Source organism: Paenibacillus sp. DS2015 (genome assembly GCF_050433705.1).
GTDB lineage: Bacteria > Bacillota > Bacilli > Paenibacillales > Paenibacillaceae > Paenibacillus_AQ.
In genome coordinates this window covers 240,314-266,504 of the sequence record NZ_JBNPWS010000002.1, presented here as the reverse complement: position 1 = coordinate 266,504, position 26,191 = coordinate 240,314, and the positions used below count along the sequence as shown (strand labels likewise).

25 protein-coding genes are annotated in these 26,191 nt (G+C 40.0%); 4 read left to right on the top strand and 21 right to left on the bottom strand.

The features are described from left to right. Window positions 1–38: 38 nt before the first annotated feature. From J2T13_RS03035 to J2T13_RS02990, 10 genes are all read right to left on the bottom strand, one after another. A complete protein-coding gene (locus J2T13_RS03035; RefSeq protein ID WP_429368201.1) occupies window positions 39–1,307 on the bottom strand; it encodes an adenosylhomocysteinase in 1,269 nt (422 codons plus the stop codon). A 27-nt stretch (window positions 1,308–1,334) separates the two neighbouring features. Next, complete coding sequence (gene bshC, locus J2T13_RS03030; RefSeq protein ID WP_429368199.1) at window positions 1,335–2,966, bottom strand: bacillithiol biosynthesis cysteine-adding enzyme BshC; 1,632 nt, start codon at window positions 2,964–2,966, stop codon at window positions 1,335–1,337. 164 nt (window positions 2,967–3,130) lie between these two features. Beyond that, the gene (locus J2T13_RS03025) at window positions 3,131–4,054 is read right to left on the bottom strand and encodes an ABC transporter ATP-binding protein (RefSeq protein WP_429368197.1); all 924 of its coding nucleotides are present in this window, start codon (window positions 4,052–4,054) and stop codon (window positions 3,131–3,133) included. Next, complete coding sequence (locus J2T13_RS03020) at window positions 4,051–5,046, bottom strand: ABC transporter ATP-binding protein (RefSeq protein WP_429368195.1); 996 nt, start codon at window positions 5,044–5,046, stop codon at window positions 4,051–4,053. The genes J2T13_RS03025 and J2T13_RS03020 overlap by 4 nt, the downstream gene beginning before the upstream one ends. Window positions 5,047–5,057: 11 nt before the next feature. Next, on the bottom strand, window positions 5,058–5,996 hold the full coding sequence (locus J2T13_RS03015) for an ABC transporter permease (RefSeq protein WP_429368193.1): 939 nt from the start codon (window positions 5,994–5,996) through the stop codon (window positions 5,058–5,060). A gap of 3 nt (window positions 5,997–5,999) precedes the next feature. After that, window positions 6,000–6,932: an ABC transporter permease gene (locus J2T13_RS03010; RefSeq protein ID WP_429368191.1), complete on the bottom strand. Its 933-nt coding sequence runs from the start codon at window positions 6,930–6,932 to the stop codon at window positions 6,000–6,002. 201 nt (window positions 6,933–7,133) lie between these two features. After that, on the bottom strand, window positions 7,134–8,813 hold the full coding sequence (locus tag J2T13_RS03005) for a peptide ABC transporter substrate-binding protein (protein WP_429368189.1): 1,680 nt from the start codon (window positions 8,811–8,813) through the stop codon (window positions 7,134–7,136). A 150-nt stretch (window positions 8,814–8,963) separates the two neighbouring features. Continuing rightward, the gene (locus J2T13_RS03000) at window positions 8,964–9,350 is read right to left on the bottom strand and encodes a DUF3397 domain-containing protein (RefSeq protein WP_429368187.1); all 387 of its coding nucleotides are present in this window, start codon (window positions 9,348–9,350) and stop codon (window positions 8,964–8,966) included. Window positions 9,351–9,365: 15 nt separating this feature from the next. Then, the gene (locus tag J2T13_RS02995) at window positions 9,366–10,343 is read right to left on the bottom strand and encodes a ketopantoate reductase family protein (protein WP_429368186.1); all 978 of its coding nucleotides are present in this window, start codon (window positions 10,341–10,343) and stop codon (window positions 9,366–9,368) included. 196 nt (window positions 10,344–10,539) lie between these two features. Then, entirely contained in the window at window positions 10,540–11,187 is a 648-nt protein-coding gene (locus tag J2T13_RS02990; RefSeq protein ID WP_429368184.1) for an RsfA family transcriptional regulator, read from the bottom strand. Between the two features lie 340 nt (window positions 11,188–11,527). On the opposite strand from J2T13_RS02990, the gene J2T13_RS02985 reads away from it, so the two are divergent. Together J2T13_RS02985 and J2T13_RS02980 are read left to right on the top strand one after the other, a co-directional pair. Continuing rightward, window positions 11,528–11,764, top strand: a complete 237-nt coding sequence (locus J2T13_RS02985; protein ID WP_429368182.1) for a DUF2626 family protein — start codon at window positions 11,528–11,530, stop codon at window positions 11,762–11,764. 162 nt (window positions 11,765–11,926) lie between these two features. Then, the gene (locus tag J2T13_RS02980) at window positions 11,927–13,036 is read left to right on the top strand and encodes a hypothetical protein (protein ID WP_429368181.1); all 1,110 of its coding nucleotides are present in this window, start codon (window positions 11,927–11,929) and stop codon (window positions 13,034–13,036) included. An 87-nt stretch (window positions 13,037–13,123) separates the two neighbouring features. Here J2T13_RS02980 and J2T13_RS02975 read toward each other — a convergent pair whose 3' ends face one another. Both J2T13_RS02975 and J2T13_RS02970 read right to left on the bottom strand, forming a co-directional pair. Continuing rightward, window positions 13,124–14,362 carry an extracellular solute-binding protein gene (locus tag J2T13_RS02975; protein ID WP_429368179.1) on the bottom strand — a complete coding sequence of 413 codons (1,239 nt, stop codon included), beginning with the start codon at window positions 14,360–14,362 and terminating at the stop codon, window positions 13,124–13,126. 195 nt (window positions 14,363–14,557) lie between these two features. Then, a complete protein-coding gene (locus J2T13_RS02970; RefSeq protein WP_429368177.1) occupies window positions 14,558–15,889 on the bottom strand; it encodes a PhoH family protein in 1,332 nt (443 codons plus the stop codon). 119 nt (window positions 15,890–16,008) lie between these two features. Between J2T13_RS02970 and J2T13_RS02965 the strand changes: the two genes are divergently transcribed. Further along, window positions 16,009–16,587, top strand: a complete 579-nt coding sequence (locus J2T13_RS02965; protein ID WP_429368175.1) for a YhcN/YlaJ family sporulation lipoprotein — start codon at window positions 16,009–16,011, stop codon at window positions 16,585–16,587. Window positions 16,588–16,609: 22 nt separating this feature from the next. Here the strand turns inward: J2T13_RS02965 and J2T13_RS02960 are convergent, their stop codons facing one another. The 6 genes from J2T13_RS02960 to J2T13_RS02935 all read right to left on the bottom strand — a co-directional run bounded on the left by J2T13_RS02960 (window position 16,610) and on the right by J2T13_RS02935 (window position 22,041). Continuing rightward, on the bottom strand, window positions 16,610–17,062 hold the full coding sequence (locus J2T13_RS02960; RefSeq protein WP_429368319.1) for a pyridoxamine 5'-phosphate oxidase family protein: 453 nt from the start codon (window positions 17,060–17,062) through the stop codon (window positions 16,610–16,612). Window positions 17,063–17,137: 75 nt separating this feature from the next. Beyond that, a complete protein-coding gene (locus J2T13_RS02955; RefSeq protein WP_429368173.1) occupies window positions 17,138–18,217 on the bottom strand; it encodes an LCP family protein in 1,080 nt (359 codons plus the stop codon). Window positions 18,218–18,312: 95 nt separating this feature from the next. Further along, complete coding sequence (locus J2T13_RS02950) at window positions 18,313–18,603, bottom strand: YlaH-like family protein (protein ID WP_429368171.1); 291 nt, start codon at window positions 18,601–18,603, stop codon at window positions 18,313–18,315. A gap of 42 nt (window positions 18,604–18,645) precedes the next feature. Further along, the gene (gene typA, locus J2T13_RS02945) at window positions 18,646–20,484 is read right to left on the bottom strand and encodes a translational GTPase TypA (RefSeq protein WP_429368169.1); all 1,839 of its coding nucleotides are present in this window, start codon (window positions 20,482–20,484) and stop codon (window positions 18,646–18,648) included. A 162-nt stretch (window positions 20,485–20,646) separates the two neighbouring features. Continuing rightward, window positions 20,647–21,156 carry a hypothetical protein gene (locus tag J2T13_RS02940; RefSeq protein WP_429368167.1) on the bottom strand — a complete coding sequence of 170 codons (510 nt, stop codon included), beginning with the start codon at window positions 21,154–21,156 and terminating at the stop codon, window positions 20,647–20,649. A 225-nt stretch (window positions 21,157–21,381) separates the two neighbouring features. Next, window positions 21,382–22,041, bottom strand: coding sequence for a TerC family protein (locus J2T13_RS02935; RefSeq protein WP_429368165.1), 660 nt, complete (start codon window positions 22,039–22,041; stop codon window positions 21,382–21,384). A 134-nt stretch (window positions 22,042–22,175) separates the two neighbouring features. Here J2T13_RS02935 and J2T13_RS02930 point away from each other — a divergent pair, with 134 nt between their 5' ends. Beyond that, a complete protein-coding gene (locus tag J2T13_RS02930) occupies window positions 22,176–22,859 on the top strand; it encodes a TerC family protein (RefSeq protein ID WP_429368163.1) in 684 nt (227 codons plus the stop codon). A 73-nt stretch (window positions 22,860–22,932) separates the two neighbouring features. On the opposite strand, the gene thiI is transcribed toward J2T13_RS02930, so the two are convergent. From thiI to J2T13_RS02915, 3 genes are all read right to left on the bottom strand, one after another. Then, on the bottom strand, window positions 22,933–24,159 hold the full coding sequence (gene thiI / locus J2T13_RS02925; RefSeq protein ID WP_429368161.1) for a tRNA uracil 4-sulfurtransferase ThiI: 1,227 nt from the start codon (window positions 24,157–24,159) through the stop codon (window positions 22,933–22,935). Next, window positions 24,156–25,322 (bottom strand): cysteine desulfurase family protein, encoded by a 1,167-nt coding sequence (locus J2T13_RS02920; RefSeq protein ID WP_429368159.1) that lies wholly within the window; start codon window positions 25,320–25,322, stop codon window positions 24,156–24,158. The genes thiI and J2T13_RS02920 overlap by 4 nt, the downstream gene beginning before the upstream one ends. Window positions 25,323–25,448: 126 nt before the next feature. Further along, a complete protein-coding gene (locus J2T13_RS02915) occupies window positions 25,449–26,168 on the bottom strand; it encodes a lytic transglycosylase domain-containing protein (protein ID WP_429368157.1) in 720 nt (239 codons plus the stop codon). Window positions 26,169–26,191: the final 23 nt, after the last annotated feature.

The window sequence follows — 26,191 nt, the reverse complement described above, 5'->3', positions numbered from 1 at the left end:
GAGGAGCTCCTAATTACAACCGTTTATAATCACAAGAGTTAGTTTGTATCCCAGCTCTTCACATATAATGCCTGTTCTTCACTCAAAGTATCAATGCTAATTCCAAGACTTTCTAACTTATACTTGGCAACTTGTTCATCCAACTCATAAGGTACATTAATGACATGTTTCCCTAATTCACGATAATGATCGTTCACGTATTTCAATGACATAGCCTGCAGCGCAAAGGTCATATCCATAATTTCTGCTGGATGACCATCCCCTGCACCTAAATTTACAAGACGCCCTTCTGCAATTAGATACATCTTACGACCATCGTTGAAATGATATTCTTCAATATTACGGCGTACAGTTCGTACAGATTGAGATCGACTTAAAAGTTCAGGCTTGTTTACTTCAACATCAAAATGGCCTGCATTTGCAAGAATAGCCCCATCCTTCATTACATCATAATGCTCGCCTGTAATAACGTCACGGTTACCTGTAACCGTAACGAAGAAATCCCCAAGCTTAGCAGCCTCAACCATAGACATGACATGAAAACCATCCATGTGCGCTTCAACAGCCTTAATTGCATTTACCTCTGTCACAATAACTTTAGCCCCTAGACCCTTTGCACGCATAGCGACACCTTTACCACACCAACCGTACCCAACAACGACAACCGTTTTACCCGCGACGACCAAGTTGGTTGTACGGTTAATAGCGTCAAATACAGATTGTCCGGTACCATAACGATTATCAAATAGATACTTGCAATAGGCATCATTCACAGCGACCATTGGCAATTTAAGCATGTTATCGTTATCCATAGCTTTAAGTCGTAATATACCCGTTGTGGTCTCTTCGGCTCCACCTCTGAGATTTTCGAGCAGGTCTGGACGTTCGGAATGAAGGATCGTCACTAGATCTCCACCATCATCGATAATAAGATCTGGTTTAATTTCAAGTAATTTAATCAGCATTTCTTTGAACTCTTTAGGGTCAGGATTATGTCGTGCCAACACGGTAACACCATCTTCTACCAACGCGGCGCACACATCATCTTGCGTAGACAATGGATTACTCCCTGCAATGGTAACCTCTGCCCCACCCGCCTGTACCACTTTAGCTAGATAAGCCGTTTTGGCCTCTAAGTGGAGTGAAATAGCCACTTTCAACCCTTTGAATGGTTGTTCTGCTTCGAATTGTTTACGAATCCTATTCAACACGGGCATATGAGCCTCTACCCAATCAATTTTCAAATGTCCTTCTGGTGCCAACCCCATGTCTTTAACGATACTATCCTTTAATGATCTAGCATTCATATTATTCCTCCTATTTTAGCTGTGTTCTCATAAATAAATTATCCGATGCTCCCCTGAATAATCAACAGGAATTTCCATCAAATTTCTAATGATAGATAATCCATAGCGATTCACATAATTGTATACATTATAGACTCTCTCCTGTGGTTGGCCTAAAGGGTATAGTAACGTACCTATTCTATCCCATTGACTTAATGCAGCTTCATGTCTCTGTTCTAATGCTTCCTTTGCTTTTCGTTCCATATAAGTAATCTGATCTAGAATCTTAGACTTATTCTTCTGTCCGAGTGTATGAAGACCCGCTTGTAAATCACCTAACTTATGAATCAAGGGCTCATAAAGTTGTTCAAAAGCTTTCCTAGTTGCCTCAAATTGCGTATCTAAATGCAAGACATCTTGTTCAGAGAGCCATTGGCTCCGGCGCTCTTGAAGATGATATTGTACATCCTGAAAGGATAACCCATACTTATCCATATATTTCAACTGTGTACCTTCTATAATTGTGAAAGACATCCGGGGTAATAGCATAGGCATCTTCAATCCAAGCACTTCAAATGCTTGACGTGTTATGGCCCAGTAAGAGATTTCTCCCTGACCCAGTACACTCGCAAGCACAGGTAATAAAGAGTCCTGCATGAGCGGTCTTGTTAGCACATTGTTACTAAAGCGCTCAGGATGACTGTGCAGCATGTCTAACAGTTGTTCTCGTGTGAAAGCTACTAGACCTTTACGATCCATAAAACGGCCTTCTACTCTTGTTAAGAGCAGTCTATTACCTTCATGAATATAAAATAAATTAGCCCCTTCATCTGCCACCTCAGCTTGCAACCCATATCCAAGTGCCGTAATCTGATCCGCTGAAGCTTGATAGGCCCGTCCCAGTTCTTCATTCTTTTCTATCATTGAATGAAATATAGGTTGTTCCAGTTTACGTAGATCCGGATCTGCTGAATCTAGTAAGACTAGACCATATTGACCAAACAACTCACATAGTAATTTAGCAAAAGCATCACTTAGATTATCGCTACTCTCAGTCGCTTGTCTGATTATGGCTATAATATCAGCTTTGAACTCACTGTCTTGAAGCGTAGCTATAACCATCTTTATTGTACGGTCCCATTCTTTATCCGATACAGGGGTCTGAGTAACAGAAGATCGAGTTTGCTTATGCTTATCCATTCTAATCTTCGTTAAGTTCATATCCCCTGTGAGTAAGTAAGTATGGTTCACTTCGTCCCAATCATGGTCCTCACCTGCAATCCAGAACACGGGCACTACGGACCGATTCAAACGCTTCTCGGCTTCTCTCGCTGCTTGTATAATGGTGATTGCCTTATATACAACTAGCATGGAACCCGTAAACAGTCCACTTTGTTGTCCACCCGCTATAACAAGCGTTCCTGGCTTCTCCAGCATATCAAGCGATGTATGTACAGCATCATGGGCATTATGCTTCCCGTTATATACTCTCAATATTTCAACCAAGGAATGACGATCAACCCGTCTATCTTCGGTATCATCGAGCCATTGTGCCCGTTCATTCCAAGTTGTCTCATGGCGATAATCTTTACCATACAAATGTTCAACTTTCTCGTAATGGTGAATATAATCATTTGCCAGAGCCGACCCACTCTTTAATGGATCTATAACCACATTCATGAGGTCTGCCTCCTATTCTGCTCCCAAAAAACCTACAATCTAGATTTATATCTAAAATTCTTTCTTGATTGTACCCAATAAATTCTTCTCAGTCAAAGGAAGTTAGATACTTCTGTAAACTTAAAAAGCCGTCGAATCTACCCGACGGCTTTTCCTTATATGAATCATTCGAAAGGCATTGCAACCCAATGTCCTTTAGAAACTTCAACTAGCTTAGGTTCTATTCTATTCCCCGAACTATCTTTACCAGAGAATATCGCACCCGATTTATCATCTGGCATAATAATACGTTTCTTATTAGCTTCGATTTCAGGATCTGGAATCGGTATAGCTGACAAAAGTGTTTTGGTATAAGGATGAATTGGATTATTATATAGTTCTTCACTATCCGCTAATTCAACCATTTTTCCAAGATACATCACAGCAACTCGATCACTGATATGTTTAACCATAGACAGATCATGCGCTATGAATAAATAGGTCAACCCTAGTCGATTCTGAAGATCCTTAAGCAAGTTAACCACTTGTGCCTGGATGGATACATCTAGAGCTGAGATCGGTTCATCACATATAATGAATTTCGGATTCACAGCAAGCGAACGAGCAATCCCAATACGTTGGCGTTGACCACCAGAGAATTCATGCGGGTAACGCGTAGCATGATCAGAATTTAGTCCAACCGTATCAAGTAACTCTTCAATTCTTTTTTTTCGTTCTTTCCGGCTTCCGGCTAAATTATGAATATCCAGAGCTTCACCGATAATATCAGAGACTGTAAAGCGCGGATTTAGCGATGCATAAGGATCTTGAAATATCATTTGCATATCGCGGCGCATAGCTTTCATTTTATTAGGAGGGAGCTTGTAGATATCTGTCCCGTTAAATTTGACGCTTCCACCAGTAGGTTCATATAAACGAAGAATTGTACGACCCGCAGTGGATTTACCACACCCAGATTCTCCAACCAACCCTAGCGTTTCACCTTCTTGAATAGAGAAGCTAATATCATCAACAGCTTTGACAACATTTCCTTTACCCACATTAAAATATTTCTTAAGACCACTTACCTCTATCAATGGTTGACTCATGATATTTGTCCCTCCTGCGCCATGGGATGCAAATTCCAGCATCTTGCCATCTGCGTTTCACTAAACACGGTAGCACTCGGATCTGTTCTTTCACAAACTCTCATCGCCTGATCACAACGTGCACAGAACGGACAACCTAGAGGAGGTTTAATAAGATCGGGTGGCGTACCCATGATAGGAATCAATGGCTCATTTTTCTTCTGATCTAGACGAGGCATTGAACGTAAAAGCCCCTTCGTGTATGGATGTTGAGGGTTCTTAAATATCTCCCACTTTGTACCCGTCTCCACAACTTCGCCTGCATACATAACAATCACTTTATCGCACATTCCAGCTACAACACCAAGATCGTGTGTAATAAGAATGATAGAGGTACCTAGACGTTCCTGCATCTCTTTCATGACATCTAGAATTTGAGCTTGAATAGTCACATCCAAAGCCGTTGTAGGTTCGTCAGCAATGAGTAGTGCCGGACGACAAGCTAATGCAATGGCTATCATTACACGTTGTCGCATACCGCCCGAGAATTCATGTGGGTATTGGTTGAAGCGAGCCTCCGCATTTTTGATGCCTACGATTTCCAACATCTCAATACCCTGTCTTTTAGCCTCACTCCATGACATTTTCTGATGCTTCATTAGAACCTCAGTAATTTGTTTACCCACTCTAATCGTAGGATTCAAAGAAGACATAGGATCCTGAAATATCATTCCAATATCTTTCCCACGTATCGCTTCCATCTCACTATTCGTCATGTCCAATAAATTCTGCCCTTGAAAAATAATTTCACCTTGCTTGATATGAGAAGGTGGAGTTGGAATCAGGCGCATAATCGTCTGAGCAGTAACACTTTTACCACTACCGGATTCTCCGACAATCGCAACCGTCTCACCCTTACCAATCTCAAAGTTCAACCCGCGTACAGCCTGAACTTCTCCACCCTTTACATGAAATGATACGTGTAGGTCTTTCACTTGTAAGATCGGCTCCATGGTTCCACCTCCTATTTCTTTAATTTAGGATCTAGTGCGTCACGAAGACCATCACCGAAAATATTAAAGCATAGCATTGTTAAACTGATTAGAATGACCGGAAACATCATGCGCCATGGGAAATACATCCAACCTGTTAATGCATCATTAATCATCGATCCCAACGAAGCTACAGGAGCTTGTACACCAAGACCTAAGAAGCTAAGGAAAGCTTCAGCAAAGATAGCACTTGGAACAGAGAGCGTGAGTGTAACGATAATAGGTCCCATTGCATTAGGTAGCAAATGTTTAAATAATAATCGCCCTGAACCCGCCCCCATGGAACGAGAAGCAAGTACGAATTCACGATTCTTCAACTGAATAATTTCACCACGAACAATCCAAGACATATTGATCCAGCCTGTGATCGTTAAGGCCAGAATAATCGTTCCTATACTTGGTTCAAGTACAACCAATAATAGAATTGTTACAAGCATATATGGAATGGAATATAGAATTTCTGAGAACTTATTCATGATTTCATCAACGCGTCCCCCAAAAAATCCCATTATAGCGCCATATATAACACCTATAAAGAGATCAATCAAAGCTGCTGCCAATCCTACAAGAAGAGAGATCCGAGCGCCCATCCAGGTACGAACAAACATATCTCGTCCTAGATCATCTGTACCGAACCAGTGTAAGGAGGAAGGTGACTGGTTGGTATTCATATAGTCATTAGAATAATAATTAAACTCAGAGAACCAAGGTCCTATGATGGATGAAATAATAATGAGCACTAGTATAACCAGAGCGGTCATTGCCAACTTATTCTGGCAAAGACGTTGCCATGCATCTCTCCATGCAGACAGGCTTTCTCTCTGAATAACCTCTGCCTCTTCCTCATTCATTCCCACTTTCTGGAAATCTTCAGGTGTCAATTGTAATTCGTTTAGTGGATTAGTAACCAACAGTTAGCCCTCCTTTCCTCGATTAAATGTAATCCGTGGATCAATCAGTACATAGGCAATATCCGTAATAAATCTTGCCAACATTAATAGAATTCCGTAAAAAATCGTTACACCCATAATCATAGTGTAGTCACGATTCGTAATACATTCGACAAATACTTTACCGATTCCACCGATCCCAAAAATCTGTTCAATGACGACAGAACCTGTAATAATATTCGCCGTCATAGGTCCTACATAAGTTACAACAGGTAGAATACCGTTACGAATGACGTGTTTGAACATGATTGAAAACCAATTCAGACCCTTAGCCTTAGCCGTCTTAATGTAGTCTGCGTGAAGAACTTCAAGCATACTAGAGCGTGTCAGACGTGCGATAAAGGCAATCGGTTGTGCGGATAAAGCTAATACAGGAAGTACATAATCCATTGGACCATCAAATCCCATGACATTAAACATGTTGAATTTAAGTGCCAACACATATTGCAACATCGTTGCGAGTACAAAGCTCGGTACAGCCATACCTAATACCGCAGCAATCATAGCAACATTGTCGATCAACTTACGATGATAAAGTGCCGCGAGCATGCCTAGCAATACCCCTATAATAACTGAGAACACAATAGCAACAGCACCCAGTTTCAAAGATGCTTGAAACGTATCCCCAATAATCTGTGAAACTTCCTGATTCTGATGCTTCATCGATAATCCAAAGTCCCCAGTAACAATATCACCCAAATACTTGAAGTACTGTTGATACACCGGCTTGTCAAGCCCATATTGCTCCATAAGACGCGCTTGAATTTCTGGAGAAACCATTTTTTCAGACATAAAGGGATCACCTGGAATAGCTTTCATTAGAAAGAAAGTAACAGAGATCAATATTAATAATGAAATTAACATATAAAAGAATTTATTAGCGATATAACGTATCATCAGTACACACCTCCCGTATCAGCCTTATCTTAGTATGCTTTACTTTTAATCAAATAATTAACAAAGCCTCTCGTCTATCGCAATATTTTCTTTTTTGAGAAATATTTGGAAAATATAGTGGCACAGACAAAAAAATTTCGGGTTATATATGGAGAATACACATATATATCCCGAAATAACTATAGACCAATCATCCGTTAACTATTCAATATAAGCGCGGGAAAAGTCAATTGCACCACTGTAATCAACGACAATACCTTTTACATTTTCCTTAGTCAACGATTTATTGGTGTAATAATAGAGCGGCATAATAGTCTGTTCATCTTCGATCAATATTTTTTCAGCCTTTTTGAAATCTTCCATACGTTGTGCGTTATCCAATGATTTATAAGCATCATTTATTAATGCATCATAATCGGCATTTGAGAAACCCGTATCATTGTTACCGCCACCGGTTTTCCATAAATCAATAAAACTCATTGGATCATTATAGTCTGTTGTCCAACCTGCACGAGCGACTTGATAATTCAAGTTATGACGATTCTGAATGAATACGCCCCACTCTTGGTTTTCTGTTTTCACAGTAACACCTAGGTTGTTTTTCCACATATCACCAATCGCTAGAGCGACCTTTTTATGGTTCTCATCAGAGTTGTAGATTAAAGTTACTTCAGGAAGCGTTGTATAACCTTCTTCTGCCATACCTTCAGCTAATAATTTCTTAGCTTCTTCTACATTTTCAGCGAAATAGTCATCTTTATTCTCAGTACGGAATTCGTCCTTCAAACCTTGGATGCCTGGAGGTACGAAACCAAATGCAGGGATTTGTCCGCCAAGTGTTACTTTATCAACAAGTACTTGACGATCGATCGACATCGCAAAAGCTTTACGGATCTTAACATTATCAAAAGGCTTAGCAGTTACGTTAAATTGGTAGAAATACGTACTAGCGATACCTTTTACATTAAATTCGTTGGGTAGTTCCTTTTTAATTGCTGGGAGTTGATCAGATGGAATTGAACCATTGGGTTCACCAGAATAATCTAATTGGCCACTCTTGTAACTTGCAAGTTCAGTCGCACCACTGTTCGTTAGTGATGATGTAATTTTACTTAACTTAATTGTGTCTTTAGACCAATATTTTTCATTTTTAGTGAATTCTAATTTTTGACCTTTGGTCCATGTTGCTAAATCAAATGCACCATTCGTCACCATAGATTTAGGATCTGTTGCCCAAGCTGCATTCCCTGTAACAGAAGAATGTACTGGATAGAACGTGTAGAGAGAAGTTAGACCCAAGAAATAAGGTGTTGGATTCTCTAAAGTTACTTCCAATGTCAAGTCATCCGTTGCCTTAACGCCTACTTGAGAGAAATCAGAAACATAATCTGGATTTTCCTTACCATCTGCTAGTTTAGGTGTGTTATAGTTTTCTGCATTCTTGATATAGAATAATTGGTATGCATAGGGTGCAGCAGGAGTAGTTGTAGGGCTCAATACACGTTCCCATGCAAATACGAAATCCTTAGCTGTCACAGGATCACCATTATTCCATACTGCATCTTTACGAAGGTGAAATACATATTTCAATCCATCGGCAGATACATCCCAAGTTTCAGCAACACCTGCGACCTCTTTACCATCTACAGAACGTGTTAAACCTTCATACATTAGCTTAAGTACAGTGTTCGTTTGGCTATCTTGAGCTTGTCCAGGATCAAAAGTTGGTGGCTCTGCGCTCATGTTAATACGTAATACTTGGTCTTTCCCTTCTACTGTTCCAGTTGCGCTCTCATTCTTCTTGTTGTCTGCACCACATGCTGAAAGCACAGTACCTACAATAAGGATGAGTGTTAGCATTCCCAAGAATTTTTTCTTCATCTAACGTTCTCCCCCTAGCAATATAGTTATGGTATATTATTATACAACCACTGGTTAAATAAATCCATAACTTGTTTCAGGGAATAATCACCATTTTCTGAAAATATGAGGAGTTTCACTCAATATAAACTTATTAAATGAAAGATTAAGTCACATCGATTTGAATATGTATCTAATTAATCCTATTATTGCAAATAAAATATAGCTTGTGCTCATCAATACAAAGGTCATACGCCATACCGCCCTACCCATTCTCTGTAAATCTACCCCACCCTTAATTCGATTCTGAGCTCCTCCTACTAATCCTACTGCAATCAATAGTAAGAGCAAAATGAGGTAAAATCCAAACGCCGTATTAAACGTATTATTAAATAGTGCAGAAACAGATAAAATAAGGAAAAACGTAGTGACATCCATAGCTAATAATAAAGCCGTACTCTTGTTATTCTTCCACCTATAATGTACAAAATATACTAATAAAAATGGAACGAAAGGTAGAATACTGAAAACGATTATTGAATTACGTAAAAAGTCCAATGGTTCTCTCCTCCTTTATCTCATTCCTTCAACTAACTTCATGATAAGCTTGTGGGTAGTAGCCTGAACCCCCATCTCCTCAGCCATGGTGACGATACGGCCGTTAATCCAACTAATTTCTGTAGGGGTACCTTCAAGCACATCCTTCAACATTGAGGACGTATTGGCTGCAGTAGCCCTACACACATCTAGAATCTGGTCCCACAAGTCGCTATTCCACCGAATCCCATAAGCATCATATACCGCTGTACCTTCTATGAATAAAGCCTTCATAAGTTCAATCCTTGCAGCAGATGCTAACAATTCACCATTCGGAATTCTCCAAAGGGCAGTTAGTGGATTTATTACAGCGTTTATTAATAATTTCCGGTAAATATTGTCCTCGATGTCATTCGACATAACACATGCAAATCCTGCTTTTTGAAATTCTAGGTTTAATCGTTGCTCACACTCGTGGTCACTAAGCGTGCCATTTCGATTTGTATCGTTCTGCTTTGAAGATTCACCTATCCATGTCTGCCCATGCCCTGTATGAAATACAACATTTGAAGCTAATCTTTTAGCTCCCTCTGTCGTTACAACTGAATATACACGCCACTCAGGTAATATGGAATGTATTACAGGGATATGCCCCGCACCATTTTGGAAGCAAAGAATACCATACGTCTCATGTAGAGATTCCTGACTCAGTTGTGCCAGCGAGCTTGTACATGCCTCTTTCACATCTCTTTGTTTCGTCATTAGAAATACCCAGTTACCCGGACTTAGCTTCCATGTTTCCACGAAACGAGATAGTGTATCGACTTGAAGCCTAGGCGCATTCAAATGCTGATCGTCCACTTCAGTAGCACTTTGAATATATAACCCCTGTTGGTTTAATTGAAGTGATTGCTTTTCACTTCGGCACCATATACGTACGTCATTTCCTGCCACAGCTAATTTGCCTCCATATAGCAAACCTAGTGCGCCACCACCAATAATATCAATTCTCATACAAGCTCCACCTACTTTACGAATATTAATCTATTTATTATATCACTGTGTATCAACAACGAAAAACCCATGTGGACGTATTTGGGTACGTTATCCACATGGGTTGAACTAAGACTTGATGCCAAATATTCTTCTAGAGTATTTCCTAATCCATAGATGACTTTTTGAACAACCTCTATAAGTTCTTCTCTTGAAGCTATTCCATTCGTTCTAAGTTACCATTGGCATCCATCTTGAATCTCGTTTTGTTTTCTTCTTCTTCCTCATTCAAGAATGCCAAACGTCTGGCGCGATCCATAATCTGAATTAAAGCTCTGTAGTCATCATTGACGACTCTGTAATCCGTCTGCACTGCATTCACTTGTTTAGACAATCTCTCATTTAGAATCCGAAGTTGATCTAGTTCATCATCTTTCTCGCGGAGTTCCTTCTCGAGCATCTTCAATTGACGACTGTTCTCTTGAACCGTTCCTTTCCACTGTCTAAGGAATCTTATGACCGCATCCATAGAAAGTGTTTCTTCGCTTGTTCCTTCGATTTTAAAATATCCAATATCATCCGCTGTCGTCAAACCTGCCAACTGTAATCCCGCTGCCGTCGGTTGCTTCTTATAGTAGCTCCTCTTTTGGCGCTGCGCCTTGGCAATACTAATCGCTTCTTCGTACTTTTTACGCACACAACTATTCCAACGAAATCCACATGCCGCTGAGGTCCTTCCAATTTTTTCCCCTACCTCTTCAAAAGCTGACAATTGCGTGCCACCTTCTCGAATATGGCGTAAAGTTACTTCTGCCAATATCAGGTCATCTTCTACACTCCATGCATCTTGTCTCACTGCTGTCATGCTATTGAGCCCTCCTAACAACGTCCTAAAATAACCATCTTCTTAACCGAGAGTTAACCCAGTATGAATAAGGTATGAAAACTGCTTAATACATTTCTATGCCTCTCATAGAGTTCATAGAATCTATTTGATACTATTTTGTATTTCCATTTTATCTCACCCTCATACACTCAACCTCAGAATTACCCATTTATTAACTTTAAATTCTTTACAATAACAAAAAGGATGAAATAAACGATAAGTTTGAATGTTTTGTTACGTTTTTCATTTACAGCTATTTATGTAAACGTTATAATGAAGCAAAGCATAATGACCGTACATATGGAAGGGGGATATCATTGTGGGACGCATGTTTCGAGTTCTAGGTTTTTTCACGCTCGTAATCGGGCTAATGGCATTTGCCGGAAACATGACTGAAATGGCTCTGTTATTCTTTTTACAGACTGCATTTTTTGTCATCTTAGGTTATCTGAAATTCACGGAGAAAACCTACATACTTCTCTTTTGGGGCTATATGATCGTGACTTTCACTGGTTTTAGCTATTGGACGATCTTTGAAATGGGTTTACCGTTATAGTCATTTGATATGTGCTACTAATCAACGAACAAGCGATCCAGCATTTGTGATGGATCGCTTGTTCGTTTTTTCGTTTCAAAAACACTTTAGACTGTTAATTATAGAGGTATGATATTTTTAACCAGTATCACATATATTTATTATAAGAGAGGGGAGATCACCTTGAAACATAAGCAATACATTTTCAGCATTATCTACATATTATTATTGGTAATTATAAATACATCCTTCCAAAATCAGAGTGCTATATACGCTGAACCGGTGCTTAATCCCCTTCCTACTTCAGATTTATATACTCAAAGACTACTCCAGGACAGCCTTTCAATTGTGGAGATCGATAACGAGATTCAACGTATAACTGATCGTCAGGAACAGATAGAACAAGAACAACTCAAGTTGGAGAATCAGCTTTCACTGAAAAAAGCACAAATTAAAGATCAGCAAACTCAAGCAGGGGAAATCATTCGTTCGTACTACATGGGAGAACGGGACTTTTTACTTGCTTCCATTATTTCGACTAAGAGTATTAGTAATCTTGTCATGGTCTACGGTTATTATGAAATGATAATACAACATGATCAGAAAGTACTTCAAGGTTATCAATCACAGCTTAAAGATATTCAAACTACACAACAGGTCATTACACAAAACGCAACCGAATTGGAAGAAATCTTGACTCAACTAATCCAGCAAAGAGAACGTGTCGTTGTTTTACATGAAAAAATAGAGGATGATTTAGCCACTAGTAGTAATCCTGAAGCTATGCAAACCATGATCGAGGAATTTACACTTTACTGGGAAAATGTAGGAATGTACGAGGTGAAACGCCACTTTAGTGCACTAGCTACAGCTATGCAGGACTTACCCCAATTTATTCAAAACAAAAAAGGAGCCATACGTATGAGTGGTACTAGCTACTCTATTGATTTAAAAGAAGATGAGCTAAATGAATTTCTACGATCTAAAGATAAATTATTCAATGTTTTTGCCTTCCATTTTAACGAAGGATCCATTACAGCTTCTGGTCAAAGTGGTAATTTAGAAATTGAGATTACAGGACACTACTCCATTGTGAATGAACCACAGAATGGCATTCTGTTCCACGTTGATAAAATATTATTCAATAAACTAGAGTTACCTGATACAACCTGCCGTATGCTAGAAAAAGAATTTGACCTGGGATTTTATCCACAACAACTCATTTCTTTTGTCAAAGCAACTGCAGTTAACATCACAGATAGTAACCTGCATGTTACCTTAAAGTTAAAATGATCCTATAAGAGGTTGCTCAAAAAGTCATCTTTTGATCACGAAGCATATCAAGAGGCCTAATCGACGTTGAAGATTGAATTCAGGCAGTCATTTCGGTTTAAGGTCCTCACCGTTCTTCATATACTCTTTAAATTCATCTTTCGTAATCGAACCTTTAAGAAGCTGATTTATATACGTTGTTAATGTGCTCAAGTCCTTTTTCTGAATAGCGTTCATGTTTAAATCACTACTATTCTCTAACAACTTATTTAAAGTAATAGACAAATCTACAGATACAAAAGTTGAGTGATTATACAAAGAGCGCACCACAGGCAAATGATGAGTGGCCCTGAACCGCTCCATTTCAACATTGGGAGATGTCATATAAGCAATCCATTCTGCAGACTGTTCGGGCAGTGAAGAATGTGAAGAAACAGCCAAAGCACGACTTCGCAATAGAATAGGATGACTAGCATACACACTCTCGGATAGTTCTAGTAGCATTCCCTCCTCTTGCACTAAAGCAGCAGTTGAATATGGAGATATAACTAATGGGATATCTTCTAGGGCAATCCCCTCCGACTCTTCCACGTGATTATCCAAGATATACATATAGGGTAATGCCTGTTCAATCCAGTTCAGTGGTTCTTCCTCGGGATTGGTGATATCTCCCCCAACTTGGTCCATCAAAGCGACTAATCCATAAGGCTGCTTAGATTCCATTGCCAGCAAATACTTGCCCTTGGATTCTTGAACCTTTACTAACAGATCGCTCCAATCCAGTAACGTTCTCGGAGGCTCTTTGAACCCTAATGTTTCTAAGACGAGAGACTGCCATTGCATTACGTAAGGGTCCATATCGTATGGGATTCCCCATTGGTACCCATTCCACTCCATTAATGAAAGCAGTGAACTTAGTGCGCTACTCTCAGGTGAGTGCGTTTGATATGATTCTACGGGTAGCAAATATCCCTTTGTCGCTAATGAATACACTTCTTCACTATTCACTAACATAACATCAGGCCCTTCACCTATGGCCAATGAATGAAATAACTTATTAGGATCATCTAAAGGAATGTTAGAGAGCTCGACTTGAATTCCTGTCCCTTGCATGAAACTTTTATTCTTCAATTCAAGTTGTGCGAACTCTTCTGTAGATAATTGTACCGTAATCTGGATGGGTTCTTGATTCGTTGCTTGGTCAGGTGAATCAGGATATAAGAGACGTGATGGATCTTTGGTGTCATTCAATCTATTATTGTAATCGAAATCAAGGCTTGGTGATAAACTTGTTAAGGACAATAAAAGAATAGCAAATAAGAACCAATAGTTTTTACGCTTCATCATGCCTTATAAGCTCCTCTCGATCCTTTATACCTATATTAGCAAATATATAACACGCTTGTCCTACCATATTTTGGTTATTTCAATTAAGAAATAAATAAAAACCCCATTACACGTGAATCCGTGCATTGAGGCTCTTACTTTGTGCAATACCTTCCACTTATGATTACACAGGATTATTACTCGGGAAATAAGGTATTAGAGCAAATCTGCAGCTAACTGTGCTAACTTAGAACGTTCTCCCTTTTCCAAAGTAATATGACCACTAATTTGTTCTTCTTTAAATTTTTCTACAATGTAGCTCAGCCCATTACTTGCAGCATCAAGATAAGGATGATCAATTTGTTCAGGGTCTCCCATTAGGATAACTTTACTACCTTCACCTGCACGTGAGACGATAGTCTTGACTTCATGACGTGAAAGATTCTGTGCTTCATCAATGATGATAAATTGAGAGGGGATAGATCTCCCTCTTATATACGTGAGGGCTTCCACTTGAATGCTACCTAGTCCCATTAGTATTTTATCAATATCACCGGAACGCTTTGTGTCGAACAGAAACTCCAAATTATCATAAATAGGTTGCATCCACGGTCTTAACTTCTCTTCTTTCTCTCCAGGTAGATACCCAATATCCTTCCCCATCGGAACTACAGGACGTGCAATCAGCAGCTTTTTATATTTGTGCTCATCCTCCACTTTCGACAGACCTGCTGCTAGTGCAATAAGCGTCTTCCCTGTACCTGCCTTACCCGTAATGGTCACAAGGGGGATATCATCGTTTAAGAGCAGTTCTAAGGCCATCCGTTGCTGCGCATTGCGTGCATTAAGACCCCAAATAGGTTCATTACTTAAAAACAGTGGTTCCAGCCTCGTAGCCTCAGCGTTCACCTTCAACATAGCGGACTTTGTGCTACCTAATTCATCTTTAAGAATAACAAATTCATGAGAATACAGAGGATACGACAACTGTAATGATTTCACAGGAAGAAACCGGCAATTATAGAACTCATCAATGACAGAAGGATGGACCTTAATTGTAGAGTTACCATTATATAGTTCACTAAGGCTACCCGTACGATCGGTAAGATAATCTTGGGTAATTAAACCAAGCACATCAGCCTTAATTCGTACTAGAACATCCTTACTCACAATAACTACGGGACAAGGCTCGGGCTGTTGCTCTTCTTCCACCTGATAATTAAGTCCAACAGCTAAAATGCGATTATCATTCGATACCTCTCCGAACATTTCTTGTACTTTGACGAAGCTACGATGATTAAGCTCAACCTTGAGCCTACCCCCATTAGCTAGTTTCACGCCACTGTGTAAATGTCCTTCTTCCCTTAATCCATCTAACAGCCTCGATACTGTACGCGCATTACGTCCAATTTCGTCAGGATTTCTTTTTTTAGAATCAATCTCTTCTAGTACTACGGCTGGGATAATCACGTCGTGTTCCTCAAAGGTAAATATTGAATTCGGATCGTGCAGCAGCACGTTAGTATCTAATACATAAATCTTTTTCATCTAAACCCCTCCACAGCGTGTTCATATTGGATACATACATTTGTCCGTCCAGGACATGCTAAGGTTAGTACAAAAGATAAGGTTGGATAATAAATTTTCCGTGAAAGGACGGATGTCATATGAGAACATACTTAACCTTAATCCTTATGCTCTCTCTGCTGACTAGCTGCGGTACGGCATCGAAGGACGCATCACCCTCTCCTCAAAGTAAACCTGCACCGATCACAATGAACAATCAGCAAGACCAACGAACGAACCAGCTATCCGTGAAATCAAACAACACGCAGGAGCAACAACAAGATTTATCTGTAAAAGAACATCTTGAAACGTTAGCCAAAAGAGTACCTGGAGTCAGTAATGCTCATTGTGTCATCATGGGTAATACCGTTGTTGTAGGTATTGATGTAGATGGCAAATTAAGCCGCTCTCGTGTAGGAACGATTAAGTACTCTGTTGCTGAAGCGCTTCGCAATGATCCACGCGGAATGAAAGCCCTGGTAACAGCCGATATGGATTTATCCCATCGAATCTCCGAAATGGGTAAACACATTGAAAAAGGACAACCTATTTCCGGATTCGCTTCTGAGTTAGCGGATATTGTCGGACGGATTATTCCACAGCTTCCTAAGGATGTCAAAACCCAACAAAATACTCCATCCACCAAAAACTTAACTACCCCAATCAACAATAAACGATAAAAAAAAGCCTAGTGATTACTCACTAGGCTTTTTGCATGGCAGAAAATACTTGTCCGTCTAACTTCTCTGCAGCACGCTGGTCATATGTTTTGACGTATTGAGGAGCAGCAGAGAGCTGTGCGCCATAAAACAAGGCGTTTCGCACAGCTTCTATACTAATGTCGAAGCAGCACATTCTAAAAGGAACATCCGGTAACAATTCACACGCAACGGCAGCTCTACCATTAATGGCATGTACCGTCCCTTCTCCAAATACCGTAATCGTCACCATCGGAATGCTCTTAATATTCTCGACTAATCGTGAACGATGATCAATCGCTAATCGTAATGTGGAAGCATTTAAAGCATAAATCCACGAAATAGCGCTGGAGGTTGGTCCTCCTGTCTCTGCATCAACAGTGCTTAGGAGTACAAAAGTTTCGGATTGTAACTGCGATAATAAATTATCAGTCATTTGTGTGACAGCTTCGGACATCATTCCAGCCCCCTATACAGTTGAATTCTTTATATTCTATTGTATTATAACACAGGTTAAAAATTGCATCCAAGTTTAAGGATTTGTCGTGTCTGCACCATCTACAGCCTCTACAGACTTCCCAGCAATCTCATCCTTCAGTGCCTGTTTAGCTTTATCTAGTTCTCCATTGTCAACATAGACATATGGGCTTCGCCATGTTCCAGTCACAGGCATGAATTTCACATTTTCCTTAGAAATATTCCAATAGGTTGCAATCACATTTCTCAACTGAGCATTCTCTAAATCAGTCTCCATGTTGTCAGCTACGGCATCGAGTACACTACCCAACCTTGTCACTCCACCTAATGTTTGCATTCGATCAATTAATGAATGTAGAACTTCATTCTGACGTTGGTTACGGCTGAAGTCATCGGATTCTTTCGTTCTCGGCTTACAACCTGAACTTGATTTACGATATCTTACATAACCCAGTGCATCTTCACCCTGAAGCTTCGCAGGACCTTGTTTGAGATTAATGTTCGTTCCATCAGCATTATCTATATAACACATATCCATGTTAATATTCACGTTTACGCCGTCCAATGAATCCACTACATCACTGAATCCTTGAAAGTTAATAACCGTGGCATAATCAATAGGCACGTCCATATATTTGCTGAACATCGTCTTCATCTCATCTGTAGCGACTAATCCCGAATTCTTCTCTTGACTCAAAAATTTAGGATAATAAGAATTAGCCTTACTCGGAACATATCCATCCAATTCAATTAAAGTATCACGTGGAATGGAGATCACTGTTGCTGACTTCGTATCCGGATTTAAAGCCGCTACCATCATAACGTCAGTTAAATGTGTTCCTGTTTTGGGACGATAATCTGAACCGAGTAAGAGCATCGTGAGAGGCTTTACTTTAGCCGATGCTTCAGGAGCTACTGGATTATCATTCCCTGTCTCTAGAACCGTATTCTCAGCTTTCATATATACGGAAACCCCATATCCTACAACCGCTAACACAACTAAAATAATGACAATAAGCATGAATTTCAAAAAGGTTTTAAAAGGACTCTTCTTTTTTTTCTTCTGCGGTACTTTACTTTGCGGCTTACTACCAGCTTTAGCCCTTGGAGGCAGTTGTGTATTGCTAGGACTCATCTTTAACACCTTTTTTCTTTTGGAATTAAAAAAGTGGCGCCCGATGTTACACGGGCGCACATTTATGAAGCTCACTATAATGATTCACTCAAACTTTACTTCGTGGAAGCTTCTGCCTTCTTCTTCTGCCGACCTTCCACAAAGTAACGAACACGAACCAGAAGCATCAACCCAACGGCAACTAACAGACATTGAATGATCGGAAGCTTATCATGTTGAAAAATAAGCAACATGCCGGAACCTAGAGCCATCAATATATAGAGTATGATCTCCTTCAATAACGGTAATTTCTGTTGAACACGAAATACCTTGTTATACACATAGGTGATCAGTACAAAGATGACAAGATAAGCAATAATTGGATGCGATGCAAACCATGCTTGCACTTAAGGTCACTCCTTTCATCAATGGACCTGAATTCTAACTAATTAGTTAGAGTTAGCCATCTTACGGTGTTTCTCGGAACGTTCACGTTCACTCTTATTTAGAATTTTCTTGCGCATACGAATGGATTTAGGTGTGATTTCACACAATTCATCATCATTCAAATATTCAAGAGCCTGCTCCATAGAGAAGATAATTGGTGTTTTCATTTTCACTGTTTCTTCTTTGTTAGCGGAACGAATGTTATTTACAGCCTTTTCTTTACATACGTTAACGACGATATCACTATCACGTGTATTCTCACCAACAATCATACCTTCATAAATCTCAGTACCTGGTTCTAAGAATAGCGTACCCCGGTCTTCAATACCCATCATAGCATATAATGTTGAGTTTCCGTTCTCACTAGAAATCAATACACCCTTCGAACGTCCACCCACTTGGCCAGATACGACAGGACCATAGCTATCAAATGCATGATTCATAACACCATACCCACGAGTTAGTGTCAGGAATTGAGTACGGTAACCGATTAGTCCACGAGCTGGAATAATGAATTCCAAACGCACGTTACCGGAACCGTTATTGATCATATTAACCATTTCTGCTTTACGTTGGCCAAGACTCTCCATAACTGCTCCCATATTTTCATCAGGAACATCAATCATAAGACGTTCAAGCGGTTCACTCTTCACACCGTCAACTTCTTTAACGATAACGGAAGGTTTCGAAACCTGTAATTCAAATCCTTCACGACGCATGTTCTCAATCAGAATCGTAAGATGAAGTTCACCACGACCTGAAACGATGAACGCTTCCGGTGTATCAGTATCATCCACTCTTAAACTAACGTCTGTTTCTAATTCTTTATACAGACGTTCGCGTAGTTTACGGGAAGTAACCCATTTACCTTCACGACCAGCAAACGGACTATTATTTACAATAAAAGTCATTTGCAGTGTAGGCTCATCAATTTTTAGAACAGGCAACGCTTCTGGGTTCAACGGATCTGCAATGGTTTCACCGATGTTGATATCTTTAATACCGGCAATGGCAACAATATCACCAGCACCCGCTTCTTCAACTTCGACACGTTTCAGACCTTGGAAGCCGAACAACTTCTCAATACGTGCTGTTTTACTTTTGCCATCACGCATAATGACAGTTACGGATTGACCCTGGCGAATAATACCGCGGTTAATACGTCCAATAGCGATACGACCCATATATTCATTATAATCCATCAGCGTTACAAGAAATTGAAGAGGTTCGTCCAATTTCTCGGTTGGTGCTGGAATTTTATCAATAATGGTTTCATACAATGCAAGCATCGTTTCATCCTGTTTCTCAGGATCCAAACTTGAAGTTCCGTTCAATGCAGATGCATATACAATGGGGAAGTTTAATTGCTCATCTGTCGCTTCAAGCTCGATGAATAAATCAAGCACTTCATCAATAACTTCGGTTGGACGTGCAGCCGGACGGTCGATTTTGTTCACGACTACGATCGGCGTTAAGTTTGATTCCAAAGCTTTACGCAGAACGAATTTAGTCTGTGGCATACAACCTTCATAAGCGTCAACGACTAGCAATACACCGTCAACCATCTTCATAATACGTTCTACTTCTCCACCGAAGTCAGCATGACCTGGAGTGTCCATAATGTTGATTGTGAAATCTTTATACGTTATAGCCGTGTTCTTAGCCAAGATGGTAATACCACGTTCACGTTCCAAATCATTAGAATCCATAGCTCTTTCTTGCACTGTTTCATTATCCCGAAAAATCCCCGATTGCTGCAGTAATTGATCGACAAGTGTCGTTTTACCGTGGTCAACGTGGGCAATAATCGCAATATTGCGAATCTGGTCTCTTGATTGCATGGGTAATATCCATATCCTTTCGTATTCAACTCATCTATTCTGTCTCACAAAAGAAGCGCCAGGCGTTCATGCCGACACTTCAACATATCCTTTATATTATAATTATTTTTATGAAATAATCAAGTTTTTTCTTGAAATAAAACATGGTAAATCAATGGATAATTACCAGTTCCGATTCAATTTACGCTTCGTTCTTTTCTTAGGGCCCCATATACACCAAGCACCAAAGACTATAAGTCCTAAGGCTAGTATATAAATTATACTTGAATATAACAAACTGAAAAAGAAAAAGATAAGCGTTAAAACACCCAATAAAACAGACACAGTCAGTGCAGCTCTCGCTCTTGGAGATTTATAAATATAATACTCATACAGTCCAACTGCAATACCTAGTATCCATGCAGGCCACAAGTTCTTCATTAAATGCCAACCCCATGTATTACAGATGGTAAATAGTATGCCCCACACCGTCAAAATTCCAGCTGGAATAAGGAGGATGGGTTGGCGACTAGGTCCAAAGAATACAGCATGAAGTAATAATCCAAGTATGACAATAACAAGCGGCCAAAGGGTGCGGCCAAGAAATCCGAATACTCCAAGCTTACCTAATAAAATCACCAACGCTGCGATGAGAATAAACCATCCAATTTTAACGTCATTTTTGGAGGACATCTCCACCTACACCCTCTTTCTTACATGATGAACTCACATCATGATCATAAATATTTACAATTTTCTATCTTTAGTTTATCTGACTCACGCAAAAAAAACCATATTTCTTTCATTTATTTTAATAAAGCAGAAATCGGTATTGATAATCCTAGATCGATGATCAATATTACCGATTTCGACAATAAATGAGAAAGTTATGGTTAGAGTTCGTAAGTACACAATGAATTACACTTTTAACAACCTTATTTTCCTAAATGATCCTGCCAGAATAACGATTATGGCTAGGGATATAGGTAACAGCAGGTGCATCTCAGGCCAAATGGACGTAAGAAAATGACCGAAACTTAAATCCTGAAACATCATGTCACCAGCAGTATAAGCCAATATTCCAGCTCCAATATAAATAAGTATTGGATAACGATGCAACGCATTCACAATAATACTACTACCATACACGACAATCGGGATACTAAGGGCTATTCCAATCACAATTAAAGATAAGTCTCCGTTAGCTACACCTGCAATAGCCAGCACATTATCTAAGCTCATAATGAAATCTGCTACCAATATGGTTCGAATAGCCTTCCATATAGATACGTTTTCCTCAACCTTGACATCTTTTTTATTCTCTACGATGAGTTGAAAGGCTATCCATAACAACATCATACCGCCCAAGGCTTGAACGTAGGGAATTTTCAGCATAATCACGGCTACAAAAGTCAATCCACATCTCAAAATAACAGCACCCATAGACCCCCACCATACAGCTAATCTCCGCTGCTTTGGTGGTAGATCTTTACTTGCCATCGCAATCACAACTGCGTTATCACCACTCAGCACTAAGTTAATCATTAGGATTTCCATAAGCACTCCTATTTCTCCCATGGTACAACCCCTCCCATTTACATCTATGAAGTTAAGGAGGAATGTATGCTTGACGTTCAATAAAAAATTACCCTATAATGAATCCACTTTGTTTACACTTCCGTATACAAAGATATAAGAGGAGTGACATAATCATGGACACATCAGTACTTAGTTTTCTTGCTGCGTTAGTTAATATCGTATTTCTTGATCTTGTTCTAGCAGGCGACAATGCCATCGTCATTGGGCTTGCTGCGAGAAACCTCCAAGCTTCTACTCAGAAAAAAGCTATCCTATATGGAACAGCTGGGGCGATTATACTCCGAATTGTTGCAACAATTATTGTAGTCTGGTTATTAGATATACCCTGGCTAATGCTCATAGGTGGGATTTTACTTGTCTGGATCGCCTATAAGCTTATGACAGATAACGACGATCACACCGATGTCAAAGCCGGTCAGACCTTATGGAGTGCTGTTCGCACCATTATTATTGCCGATGCTGCTATGGGTCTTGATAATGTTATCGCCGTAGCTGGAGCCGCAAACCACAATATTGTATTAGTCATTATTGGGCTATTTATTAGTGTACCCATTGTTGTGTGGGGGAGCACTTTGTTTATTAAATTAATCAATCGTTTCCCATGGATTATTTATTTAGGATCAGCGGTACTTGGTTATACCGCTTCAAATATGATAACGGAAGAAAAAAAGTTCACTGTATTTTTCGAACAGTATCCTGCTCTACGAATCCTATTTATTGTATTGGTTACCGGAGGCGTACTTGCCACTGGATTCATGAAAATCCGTTCCAATCAGCACAAAAAAGCCACGGCATAATTGAAGATATAACATAAAAAGGGCCTCTCGCGATTGAGAAGCCTTTTTTTGTTATATAAGCCCATTCTAGTACTTAGAACCAATCCTCTTGAATGTTAACCTGATCCTTCAGCTTCCCCTCTTTATTTGGAGATAAGACAATTGCCTCCGTACGCGAGACCGCCTCTTCTTCTAATTGTGTTAAGGCAGCCAATGAATCCTCAATTCTCTCCACGATCCGTAAACTAGGGTTAGTACTTGGTGACTTCGGAACAAATAATGTACAACAATCCTCATACGGCTGAATGGAAAGGTCATATGTTCCAATATCTCGGGCTATTTCAATGATTTCATTCTTATCCATCATGACCAAGGGTCTCAGTATTGGCAAATCCGTTGCTCTTCCAATTGCATTCATACTCGAAAGGGTCTGACTGGCGACTTGCCCCAGACTATCTCCTGTCACTAGTGCCAATGATCCTTCTCTTTCAGCAATCATTGTGGCAATTCTCACCATCGAACGTCTCATTAATGTAATGATAAGATCGTCCTGACCTGTCCCTGTGAATGAGGTCTGAACCTCTGTAAAAGGAACCAAGTGAAGCTTAATTTCTCCTGCATATCCTGATAATACTCTGGCAAGATCAATGACCTTTTCTTTAGCTAGTTGACTGGTGAAGGGGAAACTATAGAAATGCACGCATTCTACTTGTAAGCCTCTACGCATAGAAGACCATGCAGCCACCGGACTGTCTATCCCCCCAGAGAGCAACAGTATAGCCTTCCCATTACTTCCTCGTGGGAATCCTCCAACGGCTGCAATAACTTCACAGAAAATATAAGTATCTTTTTCTCTAATTTCTACACGTAGCTCAAGCGTAGGCTTGATCATGCTCACATTTAGCATTTGAAAGTTTGTTAATAACAACGATCCTACCAAATGATTCATTTCATGCGAGGAATGCGCAAACCCTTTCCAGACTCTTCTGGCATTCACTTTAAAAGTTGTATCTTCCTCAATATTCAACCGTTCTAAAAAGTCCTGACACGTTGTTAATATGTTTTCTAAATTTGAGGAACTAACAATAACTGGGCTAATGGATGCAATCCCAAATACTTTTTTCAGAACAGGTATGAGTTCGGAAGCTATCTCACCGTTCAGATGAACATAGATTCTCCCGAATTCGCTCCTAAGCTGAGCCTTAGGAAAAGGCGTTAATACGGATTTCACATGCAGATATACAGACTTCTCAAACCTTCTACGATTTTTACCCTTTAGTATAAATTCGCCAAAACGAAGCAACAACACATCATAGTTCATGATCTCTTCATCCCTCTCTGCAAGAACGGTTGTAAACGTTCAGCCACACTACGAATGGCATATTCTAATTGTTCTATATCATCTTCTGTATGACAATCACCTATGCTGATTCTAATTCCACTAGATGCCTCTTCGAAAGTTCGTCCCATTGAAAGTAGTACTTTACTGGGTTCTGCAAGCTTTGATGAGCAGGCCGATTTCGTGGATACAAGCATACCCATCTCTTCTAAAGCGTGTACGAACACTTCCGACTTCATACCGGGATATGAGAAGTTCACAATATGTGGTGCACTATCCTCGTCACTATTCAGCACGATCCCTGGTATTTCCCGCAGCGTCTGAAGTAGTCTATTACGCAACAAAGAAACACGAACATGAAAAGTTTCTTGTCGCTCCCCCGTCATCCTCATCGCTTTCGCCATCGCGACAATTTGTGGAATGTTTTCCGTGCCCGCTCTTAAGCCCTGCTCTTGAGAACCTCCAGTAAGAAGGGGAGTTAAGGCAACTCCTTCACGAACATATAACACCCCTACCCCCTTCGGACCTCTGAACTTATGTGAGGATAGTGTATATAAATCAACACCCCATTTACGAAGGTCCACTGATAATTTCCCAAAACCTTGTACCCCATCTACGTGAAATAAGGTTCTCGGGTGCTTCACCTTCATTAATTTACCAATAGCCTCAATAGGTTGAATCGTTCCGGTTTCATTATTGACATGCATAATACTGACTAATGTCGTATCTTTTCTTATTTCAGAACTAACAGCCACAGGGTCAACCTCTCCTCTTGAATTGACGGGAAGAAAGGTAACCTCAAACCCCCATTGCTGTAATTGAACGAAACTTTCATATACGGATGCATGTTCAATCTCCGTTGTGATGATGTGCTTACCACGACTCATATGCTGAAGAGCTGCACCCTTAATTGCCATGTTATTCCCTTCAGTTGCTCCGGAGGTGAACACAATTTCCGCGGGCTTAACCCCCAATGAACTCGCACAACCTTCACGTGCACGCCTGATCAATTTACCAGCATTCTCTCCTAACCCATGCATAGAGGATGGATTGCCATAATGCTCTTTCATAACCTCAGATACTATTCGAATAACATCTTCATAAGGTGGCGTACTCGCAGCATGATCCCAGTATATCAATGACATAACCCCCTTTCCTTCAGAACAACACAAAAAGATCAACCATTGGGGAGGATTCAAAAATGCTAAGTTGTTCATATGCTATATGCATCCCCAGTGTGATCCCTTGTTTAACGCTATATAATTGTCTGCTTACACTTCGTATTTAGAACGAGCATTCTGTACTTTAGTAATATAATTTCTAGTCTCCTGTGGAAGCAAGTTAAGATTGTTCATCAGTTCCGCATCAGTAGATAAGCCTAATCGCTGCACTCTTCCAGGACCTGCATTGTAAGCAGCTAATGCCATATTTTCTTGTCCATTAAATCGATTCAGCTGATAGGCAAGGTAACGGGTCCCTGCATCAATATTCTCTGCAGGATCAAATGAATTACTTACTCCTAGTCCCTCAGCCGTTCCATCCATTAACTGCATAAGCCCTTTGGCTCCTGCCGAAGAAACAACCTGTGGATTGAATGAGGACTCCGTATCAATAACTGCCTTAATCAAATCCTCTGGAACGCCATATTTAAGACTAGCCTGATGAATCAAGTCATTATAAGCTGTCGGCGATGATGATGTTGAACCTTTAGTAGAAACAACGGCTTGCACGGAAGACTTGTCCTCCCCAATATCGCCAAGTTGTTGCCATAACAGCCCATCACTCCAAGATACTCCTGGTTGTTTCGTTAATATAGTATCGGCGGACTGTACATTTAATTGTTCCATCGTCATAATCTGTTGTAACAGACCGTCAAAATCAGAACCTCCACCTGCGTTAAGAAGCTCTTGTAGTAACTCTTCTTTATTACGGATATTAGCTATTTCTTGTTGATCTATATATTGCTTTGTAGACACGGGGTCGATTTGCATGTGGATCTCCCATCTTCAACATA